This is a genomic window from Pantoea sp. BJFS-204, from assembly GCF_049310725.1.
GTDB classification, from domain to species: domain Bacteria; phylum Pseudomonadota; class Gammaproteobacteria; order Enterobacterales; family Enterobacteriaceae; genus Pantoea; species Pantoea agglomerans.
The window spans coordinates 1,349,632-1,368,477 of sequence record NZ_JBMOWE010000001.1; the positions used below are offsets into that span (position 1 = coordinate 1,349,632).

Below are 18,846 nucleotides of genomic sequence, written 5' to 3' on the forward strand. Positions count from 1 at the left end.
CACCGCATCAGGAGAAGATCAACCCGCCATCCACATTGATGGTCTGCCCGGTGATGTAGCGCGCATCCTCTGATGCCAGAAACGCCACCAGTCCGGCGACATCTTCCGGCTGACCGGCACGCTTCAGCGGAATGTTTTTCACCCACTCCGCCATCAGCTCCCCTTTACCGTAGGTTTTCTCCTCGCTGCTGAGGATCTCGCCCCAGACGCGATCGTTGTAATCCCACATCTCACTCTCAATGATGCCAGGGCAAAAAGCGTTGACCGTAATGTTCCACGGCGCCAGCTCCAGCGCCAGACTCTGGGTAATGCCTATCACCCCCATTTTGCTGGCGGCGTAGTGCGGCGTGTAGATAAAGCCCTGTCGTCCCTGCCCCGATGAGGTGTTGATCAGGCTGCCGCTGCGCTGCTGCACCATATATTTCGCCGCTTCACGACAGCAAAGCCAGACGCCGGTGGTGTTAACCGCCAGAATCCGCTCAAAGTCGCTTTTCGGCATGGTGTCGAAGCGATCAATGGTGATCACGCCCGCATTCTGTATCGAGACGTCGATCTGACCAAAGCGTTCAAAGGCCTGCTGATAGAGCTGCTGCACCGCAGCTTCATCCGTGATATCGACCTGCAGCGCCAGAATCTCACTGCCATACTGCTGCTGAAGCTGGTCGGCTGTAGCGAACACCCGGTCAGCATTCGACACCATCACCAGCCTGGCCCCGTCGCGGGCGAAACGCGCCGCGATCCCGGCCCCGATGCCACGACAGGCACCGGTTATCACCACTGTTTTTCCACGTTGTTCGCGGCTCATAATCGCTCCTGTTAACTGTGACGAACATCAGTAAGGGGGGCTGCCTGCTGCTTTTTTTCATGGCGACGCAGCAGCACCACTTTGCTTTGCAGACGTTGCTGGAACTGGTCGATGACTACCGCAGTCACAATCACCAGACCTTTAATTACCATCTGCCAGAAATCGCTGACGCCCATCATCACCATGCCATCCGCCAGGAAGACGATAACGAAAGCGCCAATAATCGAGCCGGAAACCCGACCACGTCCACCTGCCAGCGCCGTGCCGCCCAGCACGGTGGCACCAATAGCATCCATCTCAAACATGTTGCCGGTCATCGGGTGCGCAGTCTGCAACTGAGAGGCCACCACCAGCCCGACAAGCCCCGCGCAGAGGCCGGAAAAGGCGTAGACAAAGACTTTCACCTTGATAATCGGTACGCCCGCCAGTCGCGCGGCGGACTCATTGCCGCCAATGGCGTAGATATAACGACCCAGCGGGGTTTTGCGCGTCAGGTAGAGACCGAGCAGTAAAAAGCCGAGCATCAGCCAGATTGGCAGATAAACGCCCAGTACGGTGCCGGAGCCGAGCAGCGAAAAGCCGGTGTTGCCCAGCGCGGGCACTCCCACCAGGTTGGCGTAGGTGCCGCCGTCGTTGAACAGCAACGCCGCACCGCGCGCCACATACATCATGCCCAGGGTGCAGATAAAGGGTGCGACGCCCAGTCGGGTGATCACCGTGCCGTTAATCAGCCCCACCAGCACGCCAAAGATGGCCACCACCAGAATCACTTCAGGCACGTTAAGAAACAGCGTATTGCCGCCCCACAACGGGATGCCATTGGTGAGCAGCGCGCCCGCCACCATGCCGCAGATCCCGGCGACCGCACCCACCGAGAGATCGATACCGCCGGTCAGGATCACCAGCGTCATACCAATGGCCAGCAGGCCGGTAATCGCCACGTGCTGCGTCATGATCAGCAGGTTAGAGGGGGTGAGAAAGTTCGGCACCATCACGCTGAAAAAGCCGACCACAATCAGCAACGCAATAAAGGTGCGGGCCTTGAGCAGGTACATATAGAGCAGATATTTTTGGTTCATGAAATTCTCCGGCCAGCTTAGAGCCTGGCCCGCCAGGCGTAATGGTTTCAGGCAGTCTGGACACGGACAGCGCGGAACAACCGGCACGTACACGCAGTACGTCAGGATTACTCGCTGTGCTCGCCCCTTCAGGGCCGCCCTGACGGGCGTTCAGGTTGCTAAAGCAGCCTGTGTGACCACTGCCCAGGTTCAGACGGACAAATAAAATAGCCTGATGGGTCAGGCTCTTAATCCTGCGGGGTTGATGCCGCAATCAGATGTTCTCGCGTCGCCGCTGCGCGCGGCAGATCGACAGTAATCCGGCCATCGGCCATCACTAAAATGCGGTCCGCCAGCGCCATCACCTCATCCAGTTCAGACGAGGAGAACATCACTGCCAGCCCCTGCTGTGCCAGATTGCCAATCAGGTGATAGACGTCGGTTTTGGCACCCACGTCGATACCGCGCGTTGGCTCATCCAGCAGCACCACCTGCGGCCCGGTCATCAGCGCTTTACCCAGCACCACCTTCTGCTGATTACCGCCGCTCAGCGCCGTAACCGGCAGGTCGGGATCGCTGACTTTAATCGCCAGATGGCCGATCATCTCACTGACCCGCTGCTGCTCCCTGGCAGGATTTAACAGCCCCAGCGCACGTCGAAAACCGCGCAGGCTGAAGTCAGAGAGCGTCATGTTGGCGGTGACCGACATCAGTTCAATCACCCCTTCGCCTTTGCGATCTTCGGGCACCAGCGCTATGCCACTTTTCAGCCGCTGCTGGAAGCTGCGTTTCGCCAGATCCCTGCCCGCTAAACGTACCCGGCCCGACTGACAGGGCATCAGGCCAATCAGCCCCTTAAACAGCTCGGTGCGTCCGGCACCCAGCAGACCATAAATGCCGATCACCTCGCCTTTGCGCAGCGTAAAACTGACCTCATTAAGCTTGTAACCGCCGTTCTGATGCAGCGCAGTCAGGCCCTCTACCTCCAGCACCGTTTCCCCCTGTGGCGCAGGCTGATAGTCGAACTGCTTTTTCTTGTCACCCACCATCTGGGCGATAATCCACGGCACGCTGGCGTCCCGTACCTCGCGCTCACTAATAAAACGGCCATCGCGGAAAATGGTGATGTGATCGCCAATCTCCATCAGCTCTTCCAGCCGGTGAGAGATGTAGATAATGGTGACACCGCGCCGCTTAAGCTGATCGATGACGTTAAACAGCACTTTCACTTCAGACTGGCTCAGGGCGCTGGTCGGTTCATCCATGATAAGTACCCGGGTATCCTTCGACAGCGCCCGGGCGATCTCCACCAGCTGCTGATGACCAATACCCAACTCACCCAGCGGCGCGTAAGGATCGACATCCAGCTGCAGCCTCTCCAGCAGCGACTTTGCCAGCGCGTACTGATACTTTTCATTGATCACCCCGCGCTGGAAATACTCATTGGCGATAAAGATGTTGTCCATCACGTTCATGTTGGGAAACAGATTCAGCTCCTGAAAAATGATGCTGATCCCCTGCTTCTCTGCCTGATGCGTGGAGTTCAGCGACACCACCTTGCCATCCAGCAGAATCTCGCCCGACGACGGCGTCTCTACACCCGCCAGCATCTTCATCATGGTGGACTTACCGGCGCCGTTCTCACCGATCAGCACGTTAACTTTATTGCGGTAGACCCGATAACTGACCTGATCGAGCGCGGTAACGCCGGGATAAAGACGCGACACGTTGCGCGTTTCGATAATCACGTCGCCGGACTGTTGCGGTTGAGGATTTTGCATCTGCCGCTCCTTATTGCCGGGTGATCGCAGCCGGAGTGATATCCGGCAGCTGCTGCGGAATGTCCCAGCTGCTGAACACGCCGGAAACCCTCACTTTATCGCCCACCTTCGGCGCAAACTGCTGCATCAGAGTGGAGGCGTGCTGGTTAATCGCCTTGCCGTAATCACCAAACAGCACCTGGTCATTGAAGTCCTGATAGCTCACGCCTTTGTAGACATCCCGCAAAGCGGTGCCACGAATGATTGGCCCTACCTGAATTGTGACACTGTCACCTGAATCATCTTTCACGGTCATTTTTCCACTGCGTGACGTGGTATTTACGGCGGTCACCTCGCCGCTAACCGAGACGCTGAAGACACAGGGATTCTCAGCCTGACTGCGATAGCCGTAGCTCTGACAGGCACTGTCGAAGTCTTTAGCAGACTGCAGCGACTTCATCAGCGTCGCCAGCGGTTTAGCCTCTGCCTGAACCTGTGGCACCAGTTTCTGCTGCCAGAGCTGGTCGATGTTCGCCATTTTCGGATTGGGGGGATTTTTCAGGGCAGCCAGCTCCTGCTGCGACACAATTTTGCAGCCGCTTAACAGCAAGACCACCAGCGTCAGCCAGACTCTTCGGGACATCATCTTCTCCCTGGCGCCCGCTTTCGCAGGCGCGACAGCGTTTAATTACGACTTGTAGTTAAAGTCCTGTACACCTTTAGCATTTTCCGGGGTAATCAGAATGCCGCGGAACATCACCCGCTGTTTTTCCGGCTTCACGCCCTTCTGAATGAAGTTATCGAGATCGGTCACCCCTTCAGCGGCAATCGCCTGCGCCTGCAACATGACCGTGGCTTTCAGCGTGCCCGCTTTCACTGCATCGCGTTCGTCGTTGCTGCCATCAATCCCCACCACGATGACATCGTTGCGACCGGCCGCCTTCAGCGCGGCAATGGCGCCCAGCGCCACCGGGCCGTTACCGCAGATCACCCCTTTCACATCCGGATGCGCCTGCAGGATGCTGTCCATAATGCGCTTGCCGTCGATCAGCGTGCCTTTGGCATCCTGACGCGCCACGCTCTGCATATCAGGATACTGATCCAGCACCTGATGGAACGATTTCGAGCGTGTCACGCAGTTGTTATCCGCCAGGTTACAGGCGAGTTCGGCGTATTTGCCCTTTTCGCCCATCTTTTCAACAAAAACGTTGGCAACGTCTGAACCCGCCTGGAAGTTGTTGTGGGTGATCTGCGCCAGCGCCACATCATCCACCGGGATTTCGCGGTTGATCAGCACCACCGGGATCCCGGCATCTTTGGCTTTTTTAATCGCCGCCACGCTGGCGGTGGAGTCGGCGTTATCCAGCACGATACCCTGCACTTTTTTACCGATAGCGGCGTCGATCAGTTCGCTCTGCTTTTTCACATCTTCACCGTGCGACAGCACCGTTGTTTTGTAACCCAGTTCCTGCGCTTTGAGATTGGCGCCTTTGGCTTCGGAGGCGTAGTAGGGATTATCGAGTGAGTTAACCAGAATCATAATGGTGCCCTTTTCGGCGGCAAACGCCGCCTGCGAAACCAGACAGGCAGCCACGGCAGTGCACAGCAAAGTACGGTTTTTCATGATGTTCTCTCTTATCGTTATGGCAGGGTATGAATTCCCGGGTGCTGGATTGGCCTTACCAGATGGTAAAGCCCCCATCGATCATCAAATCGGCGCCGGTGATCATGTCGCTGCCGTTGCTGGCGAAAAACAGCACCGCAGCGGCGATCTCATCGGTATAGGCAAAGCGTCCGAGCGGAATCAGTTTCTTCATCTGCTCGCCCTTCTCGCCGCGCCAGGCCTTTTCGCCCATCGGCGTCAGCACCACGGTGGGCGACAGGGTGTTAACGTTGATGCGATGCGGGGCAAACTCTTTGGCCATCACTTTGGTCATGCCCAGCAGGCCCGCTTTGGCTGAGGTGTAGGCGACATGGTTGTCGATAGCGATGGATGCCGCCTGGGAAGCGATATTAATAATTTTGCCGCCCGCACCGGCACGGATCATCAGCCGTGCGGCGGCCTGTGAGCAGAGAAAAGGCCCGGTGAGATTCACCGCAATTTGCTTCTGCCACTCGGCAAAATCGGTCTCGATCACCGGCTGCAGCATCACGTAGCCTGCGCAGTTCACCAGGATATCGATCCGGCCATAGTGGGAAACCACATCGTCAAAAGCCTGTTCAACCGACGCGGGATCGGTAACGTCACAGCAGACAAACTGCACCCGCTCGACGGGGAAATCTGCCCTCAGGCTGTCCACCTTCTCTGCAACAAACGGCGGATAGAGTAGTGCCAGACTCGCGCCCTTCTCCAGCAACATGCCATTGGTCGCCATCGCGATACCGCCCAGCCCGCCGGTCACGACGGCCACTTTGCCGGCCAGATTCATTGCGGTATCCACGCCGTAGCGCAGGTTTACGTCATATTCACCACTCATCCCACTCTTCCCCTCAGATTTTTGCCGATGCCGTTGACTCACTCATTTTCGAACAAAAATATAAGCTATCGAAAAGAAATGTTGTGTGGAGCAGATCAAATTTCGACCATCTGCCCTGCAAAGCGGCTTATCTGATTGAAAAGACGTGATCTGGCTTCCAGTCCCGAAATAAAGGCAGCTGGTTGCAATCCGGAAAGCGTGAGAGATTCAATAACCTGCACATTTTATATTTTCGTTCGAAAACCAAAGGCAGATCAGGCTATCTCGCATTCATAAAAATGGCGCGTTAAACTCAGCCACAAAGACCTTGTTCGCCCGACTTCTCAGGTTATTGGAAAAGGGAGCATTTCGATTGAAAAGCAAAAGTGAGCAGTTCGCTGACATGCAGCAACGCCGCGAGAAAATTCTGGAGATGATCCGTGAGGATGGCACGGTCACGGTTAAAGCTTTGACGGAGACCTTTGGACTGACCGAAGCCACCTTACGCAGCGACCTTCGCATGCTGCAAAAACAGGGCTTTGTACAGCGCTATCATGGTGGCGCGACGCTGATGACGGGCAAACAGAATACCGGGGCGATGCTGCTGGAGCGGCAGACGCATCTGGAAGAGAAAGAGGCGATTGGCCGGCTGGCGGCGCAGCATATCGAAAATGGCGACACGGTGATTTTCGATTCCGGCACCACGACCACCGCGATCACCGATGCCATCAGCCACATCCGCCGCCTGTCGGTCGTGACGACCGCGGTGAATATCGCCCTGAAACTGGGCGGCGAGCCGGGGATCAACATCCTGCTGACCGGCGGCACCTTTAAATTTCCGACGCTCTCTACCTCCGGTGAAAAGGCGGCCAGCTTCTTCGAAAACGTGCTGGCCGGTAAACTCTTCCTGGCGACCGCCTGCATCTCACCGCGTCTGGGTCTGAGCTTCCCCAGTGAAACCGACATCAAGGTAAAGCTGGCGATGATCAAATCCGCCAGCACGGTTTACGTGGTCGCTGACTCCAGCAAAATCGACAAGGTTTCGATGTTCGCGCTGCCCTGTGACTGGAGCAATATCCACTACCTGATCACCGACAGCGGCATCAGTACTGCGCAGGTAAAAGCGTTTGAAGCACTAGGCGTGAAAGTGCTGGTGGCCCCGCTGCCGCTGAAGCGGGCGATGTAATGCTTGTTGAAACAACATCGATTCAGCCACTCGCTGTCATCAGACAGCCACAGGATTAAGTTACGCTCCAGAGCGAATGCTAAGCAGGGATGTAACGGATGATAAAACGATGAAAAACGAGATTTTCGAGCGCAGGAAAGCGCGGGCTTTAGCCCTGATGGCAGCGAAGAAAATATGGCCGAGTAACTCTGCTCCGCCATTACATCGTTTGTTATGGAAAATGAATATCCATCTTCCACCCCCGAGTTTCACTCCTTTCTGGCTCAATCTTGTGGTGTTTGCCAGCATGTACACGCTTATGATGCCACTGCTGCTCTTATTGCCTTCTCTTCCGGGCGTGTCTGACGACAACTATTCGCTGATACCCAATCTGATCGCAGGTCTGTTCTTCGGTGCGACAATGGCACTGTTTCACGCATATCGAAAAAAGGTTCACAACCTGCCTGTGTGGGAGGAGCTTTAAAGCCAGCTAAAGCTCCATCGTCTTTTATACAGTGCACCTGCACGATGGTGCCTCCACTGTAAGCACGTACTATCGCTAATCGTGCAGGTAAGGCCTGCTGAAGAGCAAAGTGTGCGAGCCAGGGATGGCGAGCCCAGTCCGCAGGGATGCGGGATCCCTTTGCGATCAGGCAAGCCTTTCCTGCACGACGCACCGTCTTACCAACCCTCACCTGCCTTCCCACACTGGACTGCTCTTTTCGTCCTGCTCGGGCACTTCCACTCTCATCAACCGCACTCAATCCAGATCTGATCCCAAAAAAAACCGCACCGCCGCCAGCCGGGCAGGAAGGGCCTGCCTGAAGATCAAAGTGTGCGAGCCAGGGATGGCGAGCCCAGTCTGCAGGGATGCGTGATCCCTTTGCGATCGGGCAGGCCTTTCCTGCACGCCGCACCGTCTTGCCGCACCGTTCCGGCCTTACCACCAAGACATACGCCCACTCAATCCAGACCTGATCCCGCAAAACCCCGCACCAATGCCAACAGTGCAGGTAAGCCCTGCCTGAAGAGCAAAGTGTGCGAGCCAGGGATGGCGAGCTCAGTCCGCAGGGATGCGGGATCCCTTTGCGATCAGGCAGGTCTTTCCTGCACGACGCACCGGCTCACCGTCTCCCCACCCCGCACCTGCAAATCCGCCCGATAAAACCGCACCACTTCACCCACCATCAGCAACGACGGAGACACCGGCTTATCCCGCGCCACCGTCTCCGCTAATCCCCCCAGCGTGGTAATCAACACCCGCTGATCGGGCCGGGTCCCATTCTCAATAATCGCCACCGGCGTCTCCGCATCACGTCCCTGCGCCTGCAACTGCGCACTGATCGACGCACTCCAGCTCAACCCCATATAAAACACCAGCGTCTGATTCACCGCCGTCAGCGCAGCCGCCTCCAGCTGCGGCTCGCCGTTCCGCCCATGCCCGGTAATCAACCGCAAAGACTGCGCGCAATCCCGATGCGTCAACGGAATTCCGCTGGCTGCCGCACAGCCCACAGCCGCCGTAATCCCTGGCACGACCTCACAGCGAATCCCGGCCTGCTGCACGCTCACCATCTCCTCGCCTCCGCGACCAAAAACAAACGGATCGCCCCCCTTCAGCCGGATTACATTGCGTCCACTGCGCGCCAGTTCCACCAGCAACTGATTAATCTGCGCCTGCTTCAGACCATGCTGCCCCGGCTGCTTACCCACATCAATACACAACGCCTGCTCCGGCACCTCCGCCATCACCGCGTCACTCACCAGCCGGTCATATACCACCACCTCAGCACGCTGCAGCAACCGCAACGCCTTAACGGTCAGCAGTTCCACATCGCCAGGGCCCGCACCCACCAGCCACACCGCGCCCTGTTGCGACACGGCATCCACCGGGGCCAGTAACTTATCCAGAGAATCAATTGCTCGTGTCATCATTCCTCCGACATCACTTCGGACAGCAACAACTGCTTCAGCTCCGGAATACAGGAGCCGCACTGCGTGCCGCACTTTAGCTTTTCGCCCAACGCCTGAGTTGTACGACACCCCTGCGCCACCGCCTGTAAAATCGTCTGCTCACCCACCGCCATACAACTGCAAATAATCCGTCCCGTGGCCGCGCCCTGCGCGGGCTGTCCTGCCAGTACACTGTGCCGCCCTGCCGCATCCTGCGGCGCATGACTAAAGGCCTCGGCGACCCACGCACTATCAATCGACGGCAACACGGAGCCGGCATAAAACGCCAGCTGCAACTCGCCGTCACGCCATGCCAGCAACCGGTAATCATTGCCGCTGCCGGTCGCAAACTGCCTGTGACAGCCTGAAAGAACAACCTGCCCGTCCAGCCAGACCTGCGGCGAGCCCTCGCCCGCCACCGCATAACGCTGCACCGCCGGATAGGGGGTACGCGCCCAGTAACGCAACCCTGTGGGCTGCGCTATCTCGCGCTGCCATAGCCAGCCCTGCCAGCTCACCCTCAACGGCAGAATCCGCACCGACGTCTGCTTCAGCGCGGGCTGCCCCGAAAACGGACAGGCGCGGGCGGCCACCAGTAAATCGACGTGACTCTGCTGACTGAACTGCCGGTTCCAGTGCATCGGCACAAACAGCTCGCCGCGCCGCATCCCGGCATCGACACGCACCCGCACGCTAATCCAGCCCTGAACAGACTGCACCCGCGCCAGTCCGCCCGCCGTCACGCCATACGTTGCCGCATCCGCCGGATGCAGCGCGACAAACGGTTCATCGCAATGCTGCATCAGACGCGGCACCAGCCCGGTACGCGTCATGGTGTGCCACTGATCGCGCACCCGTCCGGTATTCATCAACAACGGATACGCCGGTTCGCGCGGGGCGACAACCGGCGTGGCCGGCACCCGCAACCGGGCCTTACCATCCGGATGAAAAAACCGACGATTGCCAAACAGCCGGGCGCAGCCCTGCGGACAGGCCGCGTTAACCGGCCACTGCACCGGACGCAGCGCATCCCAGTCAGCATTACTCAATTGCGCCAGGCCGCTGATATCAAACGCCCTGGCGCCCCGGTTCTCGAAACCTGACAACGCCGCATGCTCACGGAAAATCTCTGCCGGATGCTGCCAGTTAAAGCCTTCATCAAACCCTAAACGCCTGGCCACCTGCGACAGCAACCACCAGTCAGGCCGGGCGTCACCGGGTGCGGCGGCAAAAGCGCGCTGACGTGAAATACGCCGCTCGGAATTGGTCACCGTGCCGTTCTTCTCGCCCCACCCCTGGGCGGGCAGCAGAATATTGGCAAAGGCGCTGGTATCGGTCTGCGCCATCACATCTGATACAATCACCAGCGGACAGGCCGCCAGCGCCTGCGCGACGCGGTTGCCCTCAGGCATCGACACCGCCGGATTGGTGCCCATAATCCACACTGCTTTCACCGTGCCATCCGCCAGTGCCCGGAAAAGATCCAGTGCAGTCAGTCCCGGTTCCCGGGCAATGGCCGGACTGCGCCAGAAACGCTGCACCCGTTCGCAATCCGCTTCAGTAAAATTCATATGCGCCGCCAGCTGATTCGCCAGGCCACCCACCTCCCGTCCTCCCATGGCATTTGGCTGTCCGGTCAGCGAAAAAGGACCACAGCCCGCGCGGCCTATTTTGCCCGTCAGCAGATGCAGATTAAGAATCGCCTGGTTATTGTCGCTGCCGGTGGCGGACTGATTAATCCCCATGCACCATAGCGTCAGCACCCGATCGTGCTGGCTGAAAAGCTGGAAAAAGTGCGCGACCTGCTGCACGGTTAAGTCACATGCCTCTGCCACTCGCGCCACACCCCACTGCGCTGCGGCGGTCAGCGTCTCGTCCACACCATTCAGGTGCGGCAACATGCTGGCATCAATGCCATCCTGCTGCGCCAGCCAGTGCAGCAGACCGGAAAACAACGCCGTATCGCTGCCGGGCCGCAACGGCAGGTGGAGATCGGCCTGATCGCAACTCGCCGTACGCCGCGGATCGATAACGACAATACACATCGCCGGACGTTGCAGCTTCGCCTGCATCAGCCGCTGCCACACCACCGGATGCGCCCAGGCAGCATTAGACCCCACCAGCAGCACCAGGTCGGCCTGCTCCAGATCCTCATAGCAGCAGGGCACCGCATCGGCCCCCAGCGCCCGCTTATAACCGACCACCGCCGACGCCATGCAGAGCCGCGAATTCGTATCGATGTTGGCTGCACCGATGTAGCCCTTCATCAGCTTATTGGCGACGTAGTAATCCTCGGTCAACAGCTGGCCGGAGCCGTAAAACGCCACCGCCTGCGGGCCATACTGATCGATAACCGCCCGCAATCCCGCCGCCGCCGCATCCAGCGCAGCGTCCAGGCTGACGCGCTGCCCGTTAACCTCGGCGTTCAGCAAACGCCCTTGCGGCGTCAGGGTCTGGCCCAGCGCTGCGCCTTTTACGCACAACCGACCTGCATTCGCGGGATGGTGCGGATCGCCGATCACGGTTGCCTGATGCGCCCCCTGCGGGGTGACGCAGACGCCACAGCCGACGCCGCAATAGGGACAGGTACTGTTCATGATGCCTGCGCCAGCTGATCCAGCGGACGATTTGCCAGCCAGATCTGACCCGCTTCCAACTTCACCGGCCAGCAGCGCAGCTGATGCTGCGGGTTATCCAGGCTCTGTCCGTCACGCAACCGTATCCGCTGCTTATAGAGCGGGGAGATCACCACCGGCTCGCCGCCCACATCGCCAAGGATCCCACGTGAGAGCACGCTGGCGTCGCTGCCGGGTTCGCGGTCTTCCAGCGCAAAAAGCGCATCGCCAAAGCGGAACAGCGCAACACGTTCGCTACCCAGTCGCGCCCCGATCCCCGCCTGCTGAGGAATCGCCTCCAGTGTACACACCGCGCTCCACGGCTCGGCTGGCGGCGGTAACAGCGGACGATCGGTAACGGCCTCCGGCTGACGCTGACCGCGCACCCGGCTGTAGTGCAGCGTCTCATCCGGGCGATCGCTGTTGACCGTAGGGGTAAACAGCGCAAGTCGTGAAGGATCCGCCAGCGTGGTCTGCCACTCGCACTGATACGCGTCCACCACCCGCTGCATCTCCTGCTCCAGCGTCTCGCCCAGACCGAGGCTATCCTCAATCACCACCTGACGCAGATAGTCCAGGCCGCCTTCCAGATTGTCCATCCAGACGCTGGTGCGCTGCAGCCTGTCTGCGGTGCAGATATAGAACATCAGCAGGCGGTCGACATAACGCAGCAGCGTGGCATCATCGAGATCGCTGGCGAACAGGTCGGCGTGGCGCGGCTTCATGCCGCCATTGCCACACACATAGAGATTCCAGCCCTTTTCCGTGGCGATCACCCCGATATCTTTGCTCTGCGCTTCCGCACATTCGCGGGTACAGCCCGATACCGCCATCTTGATCTTGTGTGGGGCGCGCAGCCCCTTGTAGCGGTTCTCCAGCGCAATGGCGAAAGCGGTTGAATCCTGCACGCCGTAGCGGCACCAGGTCGACCCCACACAGGACTTCACAGTGCGCAGCGACTTGCCGTAGGCGTGACCGGTTTCAAAACCCGCCGCCAGTAGCGTCTGCCAGATATCAGGCAGTTGATCGAGCCGCGCGCCAAACAGGTCGATACGCTGACCGCCGGTGATTTTGGTGTAAAGATCGTAACGCGCCGCCACCTCGCCAATCGCGATCAACCCCTGCGGCGTGATTTCGCCCGCCGGGACGCGCGGCACCACCGAATAGGTGCCATCTTTCTGGATATTGGCGAAATAGCGGTCGTTGGTGTCCTGCAACGGCAGATGCGCCGGTTTTAGCAGATAGTCGTTCCAGCATGAGGCGAGCAGTGACGCCACCAGCGGTTTGCACACTTCACAACCCTGCCCCCGACCATGTGACGTCAGCAGCGCATCAAAAGTTCTGAACTCACCGGCCCGCACCAGGTGATAAAGTTCCTGGCGCGAATAGCTGAAATGTTCACAGATATCTTTTTTTACCTCGACACCGAGGTTTTCCAGCTCAAACTCCATCACCTGTTTTACCAGTGCCGCACAGCCGCCGCAGCCCGTAGCCGCTTTGGTGCAGCTTTTGATGCTGCTCATCTCACCGCATCCGCCTTTCACCGCCGCGCAGATTTCGCCCTTGCTGACGTTGTGACAGGAGCAGACCTGGGCGCTGTCAGGCAACGCCGCGACGCCTGGCGCTTTCGGCGCCCCCGACAGCGCAGGCAGGATAAGGCTTTCTGGCGCGGCAGGCAGCGGTAACTCATTGAGCATCATCTGCAGCAGCGTGGCGTAGTCGCTGCTGTCACCGACCAGCACGCCGCCCAGCAGCCGGGTGCTGTCGGCAGAAACCACGATTTTCTTGTAGATGCCTTTTGGCCCGTCGGTCCAGTGATAGTGCTGACTGCCCGGCGTGCGGCCATGCGCGTCACCAAACGACGCCACCTCCACCCCCAGCAGTTTCAGTCTGGTACTCATGTCCGCGCCGCTGAAGGCGGTGGATTCAGCCGCCAGATGCCCGGCCAGTACGCGTGCCATCTGATAGCCTGGCGCGACCAGACCGAAGATCTGACCGTTCCACAATGCGCATTCACCAATGGCAAACACCTCTTCATCGCTGGTCTGGCAGCGATCGTTAATCTCAATGCCGCCGCGCGGTCCCAGCGTCAGGCCCGCTTCACGTGCCAGCTCATCGCGCGGCCGGATACCGGCGGAGAACAGCACCAGATCGCCGGGTAAACTGCTGCCGTCAGCAAAGCGCAGCACCACGCTACCGTCGGTCTGACGCTCAATCAGTTCGGTCTGTTTTGAGGTGTGAACCGTGACGCCCAGCGCATCGATCTTCTGGCGCAGCATCAGCGCCCCACCCTCATCGAGCTGCACTGCCATCAGGCGTGGCGCAAACTCCACCACATGCGTTTCCAGCCCGAGCTGCTGCAGCGCATTCGCCGCCTCCAGACCCAGCAGGCCGCCGCCAATCACGATGCCGCGCTGGCTATTGCGGGCGCAGGCAGCAATGGCATCAAGGTCATCCAGCGTGCGGTAGACAAAGCAGCGTTCGTCGTCGTGGCCCGGTACCGGCGGTACAAAAGCACGCGAGCCGGTAGCCAGCACCAGCTTATCCCACGCCAGCTCATTGCCCGCGCTGTCACGCAGACTGCGCTGCTGACGATCGATCGCTACGACTGCGCAGCCGCTGCGCAGTTCGATGCCGTGCAGGGTAAAAAAGTCCGCGCTGACCAGCGACAGATCGTCGGCCGTTTTGCCGTTGAAATAGTCCGACAGATGCACCCGATCGTAAGCCTGCTGACGCTCCTCGCCGTAAACCACGATGTGGTAGTGCTGATGCAGTTCGCGGGCAACCAGCTGTTCAAGAAAGTGGTGACTGACCATGCCGTGACCCACCACGGCTAATACCGGTTTACTCATCTCAGGACTCTCTGCAGCCTGCGGCTGCGGTTCAGGTTGACGGGAATCGAACAGGGCTTCGAGCGTGACAGCTTCGGTGTGCAGCAGACGCGCCAGCAGCGCGGGACCCTGCCGGGTGTCGCCAGAGAGCAATACGCCACAGAGGCGGCCCTGACGAAGAAACAGACGGCGGTAGTCGCCGGAGATCGGATCAAAACTGCTGATGGAGGGTGCCTCACTGACATCCCCGGCGCTGAACAGCGAAATGCCACTGACTTTGAGCCGCGTCGCCTGCGGCTGGCTGACAAAGTCCGCCAGTGGCGACCCCGCCAGCTGTGCGGCCAGAATCTGCGCCTGCGTCAGGCAGGGTGCGACCAGGCCAAAGCTTTCGCCGGCAATTTCGCAGCACTCGCCTACGGCGTACACCGACGGGACCGCTGTGCGTAACTGCCCATCGACCAGAATGCCGCGCTGACACGGCAGACCCGCCGCCTGCGCCAGCGTTATCTCTGGCTGAACGCCGATGGCAATCACCACCTGCGTGGCGGCGCAGTGACGCCCGCTGGTCAGCGTCACACCCGCCTCGTCAATCGCCGTGAGTCCGCTGTTCAGCACGCAGCGGATACCGCGCTGCTGGAGTGCCGTCAGCAACAGCTCGCCCGCCTTTGCATCCAGCTGGCGATCCAGCAGCCAGGGTTTGTGATGAACCAGCGTAACCTCACGCCCACGGACACAGAGTGCCGCCGCCGCTTCAATGCCGAGAAAACCACCGCCCAACACCACCACCGGTCCCTGGCACGCCAGGAGTTGCCGGACGTCGGCGATACTGCGAAAACCCAGTACGCAATCCGCGTTGATGCCGGGAATGGCGGGCAAACGGGGCTGTGAACCGGTGGCAAACACCAGCCGATCCCAGCCCAGCTGGCGATAATCGGTCTGCACTGTACGTGCCGCCAGATCGACCTGCAGCACGGTTTCGTCGTTCAGCAGCGTGACGCCGTGCCGCTCATACCAGTCGCGATCGTGGATCAGCGTTTCACTGAACGGCGTTTCACCCGCCAGCACCGGCGACAGCAGCACACGGTTGTAATTGCCGTGCGGCTCGCGGCCAATGACCGTGATGGCGAAGCGCTGCGGTGCACGTTGCAGCAGGCTCTCCACCATCTGCATTCCCGCCATGCCATTACCTATCACCAGCAACCGTTGCTTCATGGTCTGTTCCTTACGCCGCAGTGGTCTGTTTTTCATAGAGGAAATGCAGCACTTTCTGTCGCAACTGGTGGTAGCGCGGCTCATCCGCCAGCGCCACCCGTGAACGCGGACGTGGCAGATCGACAGTGAGGATCTCGCCAACCTGCGCCGCCGGGCCGTTAGTCATCATCAGCACCCGGTCTGACAGCAGCACGGCTTCATCCACGTCATGGGTAATCAGCACGATGGTGGTGTTCAGCTCCTGCTGAATGCGCATCACGCTGTCCTGCAGATGGGCGCGGGTTAAGGCGTCCAGCGCGCCAAACGGCTCATCCAGCAGCAGCACGCGTGGCTTCATCGCCAGCGCCCGCGCAATACCGACGCGTTGCTTCATACCGCCGGATATTTCGCCGGGCCGCTTGTGCATGGCATGGCTCATCTGCACCCGGTTAAGGTTGTGCTCGATCCAGTCACGCATCTCCGCTTTGCTGAAGCGCCCTTTAAACACCTGTTGCACCGCCAGCTCGACATTCTGAAATGCCGTCAGCCACGGCAGCAGCGAATGGTTCTGAAACACCACCGCGCGCTCCGGACCGGGGCCAGTGATTTCGCGGTTATCACACAGCAGCACGCCGCTGCTGGGCCGGGTTAAACCGGCAATCAGGTTCAGCAGCGTCGATTTGCCGCAGCCGGAGTGGCCGATCAGGCTCAGGGTTTCCCCTTCGTGAATATCAAAACTGACATTGTCCAGCGCCAGAAACTCGCCGCTGGCGGTGGCAAAACGCTGGCTGACCTGCTGGACGCGAATGATCTGTTGCATCGTGCTCTCCTTATTTATCCCAGCTAAAACGACGGACCAGCAGCATCAGCCCCTGTTCCAGCAGCAGCCCGATTACGCCGATGACCAGAATGGCGACCAGAATATTTTCCACGTTGAGGTTGTTCCACTCATTCCAGATCCAGAAGCCGATGCCCAGTCCGCCGGTCAGCATTTCGGCGGCGACGATCACCAGCCAGGCGATGCCGATAGAGAGACGGACCCCGGTCAGCACCGCGGGCAGCACGGCGGGCAGCAGGATCCGGCGCATCACCGTCCACTCAGAAAGCTGTAACACCCGCGCCACGTTGAGGTAATCCTGCGGAATACGCTGTACCCCTTCGGCGGTGTTAATGATCATTGGCCAGATCGAACAGATAAAAATGGTCCAGCTGGCGGCAGGCTCGGCGCGCTGAAACAGCAGCAGGCCAATCGGCAGCCAGGCCAGCGGACTCACCGGCCGCAGCAGGGCGATGACGGGATTGAACATCTGCGCCATAAAGCTAAAGCGACCGATTAAAAAGCCCGCCGGAATGCCGACCAGCGCGGCCAGGCCGAATCCAATGCCGACGCGTTGCAGCGACGCCAGCACGTTCCAGCCGATGCCCTGATCGTTGGGGCCGTTGCTGTAGAACGGGTCAGCGAACAGGACCTGAGCGGCCTGCCAGGTGGCGTAAGGCGAAGGGAAACCCGGTTGCGACAGCGCCGCGATCTGCCACACCAGCAGCATTAATAACAGGCCACCGGTGGCGGGAATGGCGCGCTGCAACAGCGGACGCAGACGCGCCGGACGGGCTGCGGCTTTCGGGGTGACCTGTAACGGAATAACGGTGGCACTATTGTGACTCTGCACCGGCTGCGCCAGGGCGCGCGCGTCAGTTTTCATAGCAACCTCTCTTAACGTTTGATAGCGAAACTGGCGGCATAGGCGGCAGGATCGCTGCCATCCCAGACCTTGCCGTCGATGAAGGTACTGCTGCGCATTTCACTGGCGGGCAGTGCAACCTGTCCGACTGCGCTGGCGGCCTGTTTGTAGATGTCGATGCGGTTGATCTGGCGCGCCACCGCGAGGTAGTCGGGATCGCTGGCAAGCAGGCCCCAGCGTTTCATCTGGGTCAGGAACCACATGCCGTCTGAGAGCCAGGGAAAACTGACGTTGCCGTTGTCAAAGAAGCGCATCGGGTGAGCGTCCTGCCACGACTGCCCCAGGCCGTTCTGATACTGACCGAGCATCCGACCCTGTAACGTCTCCACTTTGGTATTGATCCAGGCGCGGCCGGCTAACACCTGCGCGGTTTCGCGGCGGTTGTCGTCCGAGGCATCAATCCAGCGCGCGGCCTCCAGCACAGCGGCGGTGAGTGCACGGGCCGTGTTGGGGTTCTCTTTCACCCACTCTGCGCGGGTGCCGAGCACTTTTTCCGGATGCTCCGGCCAGATCTGCTGGCTGGTGGCGGCGGTAAAACCGATGTTGTCGCTGATGGCGCGCTGGTTCCACGGCTCACCAACGCAGAAGCCGCTCATGTTGCCAATTTTCATGTTCATCACCATCTGCGGCGGCGGCACGACCACGGTGCGCACGTCATCAAACGGGTGGATGCCCGCATTGGCGAGCCAGTAATAGAGCCACATGGCATGGGTGCTGGTCGGAAAGGTATGGGCGAAGGTAAAGCTGCCTTTGGCGCTGCCATCAATGGCCTTTTTCAGGCTGGCCGCATCGGTGACCCCACTGGCTTTCAGCTGGTTCGACAGGGTGATCGCCTGGCCGTTATGGTTGAGCGTCATCAGGTTCGCCATGTCGTGCTGCGGACCCGCTACGCCCAGTTGCAGGGCGTAGATCATGCCGTAGAGCACATGCGCCGCATCCAGCTCACCGGAGGTCAGTTTGTCGCGCACCGCCGCCCAGCTCGCCTCTTTGCTGACCTGCAATGTGAGACCATACTTTTTGTCGAAGCCTTTCACAGAGGCCATCACCACCGGCGCGCAGTCAGTGAGCGGGATAAAGCCGACCCGCACCTGCGCTTTTTCTGGCGCATCTGATCCCGCTGCCCAGACCGCATTTCGTAATCCCGGAACGATCCAGGCCGCACCCAGCGCGGCGCCGGAGATCAGCGCCTGACGTCGTGTCAGTGAAAATGGCGTTTTGCTCATCTTGTTGCCCCTGAACAGAAATAAAAAAAGGCGTCCTCCGACAAGCC

Annotated in this window: 14 protein-coding genes; 2 read left to right on the forward strand and 12 right to left on the reverse strand. The window is 59.6% G+C overall.

All coding sequences use genetic code 11. The annotated features are described in order from the left end of the window. Positions 1–7: 7 nt before the first annotated feature. The 6 genes from ACO6VX_RS06225 to ACO6VX_RS06250 all read right to left on the reverse strand — a co-directional run bounded on the left by ACO6VX_RS06225 (position 8) and on the right by ACO6VX_RS06250 (position 6,100). The gene (locus ACO6VX_RS06225) at positions 8–805 is read right to left on the reverse strand and encodes an SDR family oxidoreductase (RefSeq protein ID WP_010245769.1); all 798 of its coding nucleotides are present in this window, start codon (positions 803–805) and stop codon (positions 8–10) included. An 11-nt stretch (positions 806–816) separates the two neighbouring features. Next, on the reverse strand, positions 817–1,884 hold the full coding sequence (locus ACO6VX_RS06230) for an ABC transporter permease (protein WP_010245772.1): 1,068 nt from the start codon (positions 1,882–1,884) through the stop codon (positions 817–819). 227 nt (positions 1,885–2,111) lie between these two features. Continuing rightward, positions 2,112–3,644, reverse strand: a complete 1,533-nt coding sequence (locus ACO6VX_RS06235; protein WP_422457919.1) for a sugar ABC transporter ATP-binding protein — start codon at positions 3,642–3,644, stop codon at positions 2,112–2,114. A 10-nt stretch (positions 3,645–3,654) separates the two neighbouring features. Next, complete coding sequence (locus tag ACO6VX_RS06240; protein ID WP_422457973.1) at positions 3,655–4,266, reverse strand: DUF2291 family protein; 612 nt, start codon at positions 4,264–4,266, stop codon at positions 3,655–3,657. A 45-nt stretch (positions 4,267–4,311) separates the two neighbouring features. Next, on the reverse strand, positions 4,312–5,247 hold the full coding sequence (locus ACO6VX_RS06245) for a D-ribose ABC transporter substrate-binding protein (protein ID WP_010670004.1): 936 nt from the start codon (positions 5,245–5,247) through the stop codon (positions 4,312–4,314). Between the two features lie 55 nt (positions 5,248–5,302). After that, positions 5,303–6,100, reverse strand: a complete 798-nt coding sequence (locus tag ACO6VX_RS06250) for a GolD/DthD family dehydrogenase (RefSeq protein WP_422457921.1) — start codon at positions 6,098–6,100, stop codon at positions 5,303–5,305. A gap of 352 nt (positions 6,101–6,452) precedes the next feature. Between ACO6VX_RS06250 and ACO6VX_RS06255 the strand changes: the two genes are divergently transcribed. After that, the gene (locus tag ACO6VX_RS06255) at positions 6,453–7,265 is read left to right on the forward strand and encodes a DeoR/GlpR family DNA-binding transcription regulator (RefSeq protein ID WP_010245789.1); all 813 of its coding nucleotides are present in this window, start codon (positions 6,453–6,455) and stop codon (positions 7,263–7,265) included. 109 nt (positions 7,266–7,374) lie between these two features. Beyond that, positions 7,375–7,728: a DUF6404 family protein gene (locus ACO6VX_RS06260; protein WP_422457923.1), complete on the forward strand. Its 354-nt coding sequence runs from the start codon at positions 7,375–7,377 to the stop codon at positions 7,726–7,728. 608 nt (positions 7,729–8,336) lie between these two features. Here ACO6VX_RS06260 and cobA read toward each other — a convergent pair. The 6 genes from cobA to ACO6VX_RS06290 are packed head-to-tail and all read right to left on the reverse strand — an operon-like array spanning position 8,337 to position 18,799. Continuing rightward, positions 8,337–9,176 (reverse strand): uroporphyrinogen-III C-methyltransferase, encoded by an 840-nt coding sequence (gene cobA, locus ACO6VX_RS06265; RefSeq protein WP_010670001.1) that lies wholly within the window; start codon positions 9,174–9,176, stop codon positions 8,337–8,339. Further along, positions 9,176–11,794, reverse strand: a complete 2,619-nt coding sequence (locus tag ACO6VX_RS06270; RefSeq protein ID WP_422457925.1) for a molybdopterin-dependent oxidoreductase — start codon at positions 11,792–11,794, stop codon at positions 9,176–9,178. The genes cobA and ACO6VX_RS06270 overlap by 1 nt, the downstream gene beginning before the upstream one ends. Beyond that, the gene (gene nirB / locus ACO6VX_RS06275) at positions 11,791–15,855 is read right to left on the reverse strand and encodes a nitrite reductase large subunit NirB (protein WP_422457927.1); all 4,065 of its coding nucleotides are present in this window, start codon (positions 15,853–15,855) and stop codon (positions 11,791–11,793) included. Before nirB ends, ACO6VX_RS06270 begins: the two co-directional genes overlap by 4 nt. Positions 15,856–15,865: 10 nt before the next feature. Continuing rightward, positions 15,866–16,654: an ABC transporter ATP-binding protein gene (locus tag ACO6VX_RS06280; RefSeq protein WP_010245808.1), complete on the reverse strand. Its 789-nt coding sequence runs from the start codon at positions 16,652–16,654 to the stop codon at positions 15,866–15,868. A gap of 10 nt (positions 16,655–16,664) precedes the next feature. Further along, positions 16,665–17,537 carry a nitrate ABC transporter permease gene (gene ntrB / locus ACO6VX_RS06285; protein ID WP_010245811.1) on the reverse strand — a complete coding sequence of 291 codons (873 nt, stop codon included), beginning with the start codon at positions 17,535–17,537 and terminating at the stop codon, positions 16,665–16,667. An 11-nt stretch (positions 17,538–17,548) separates the two neighbouring features. Further along, entirely contained in the window at positions 17,549–18,799 is a 1,251-nt protein-coding gene (locus tag ACO6VX_RS06290; RefSeq protein ID WP_010245814.1) for a CmpA/NrtA family ABC transporter substrate-binding protein, read from the reverse strand. Positions 18,800–18,846: the final 47 nt, after the last annotated feature.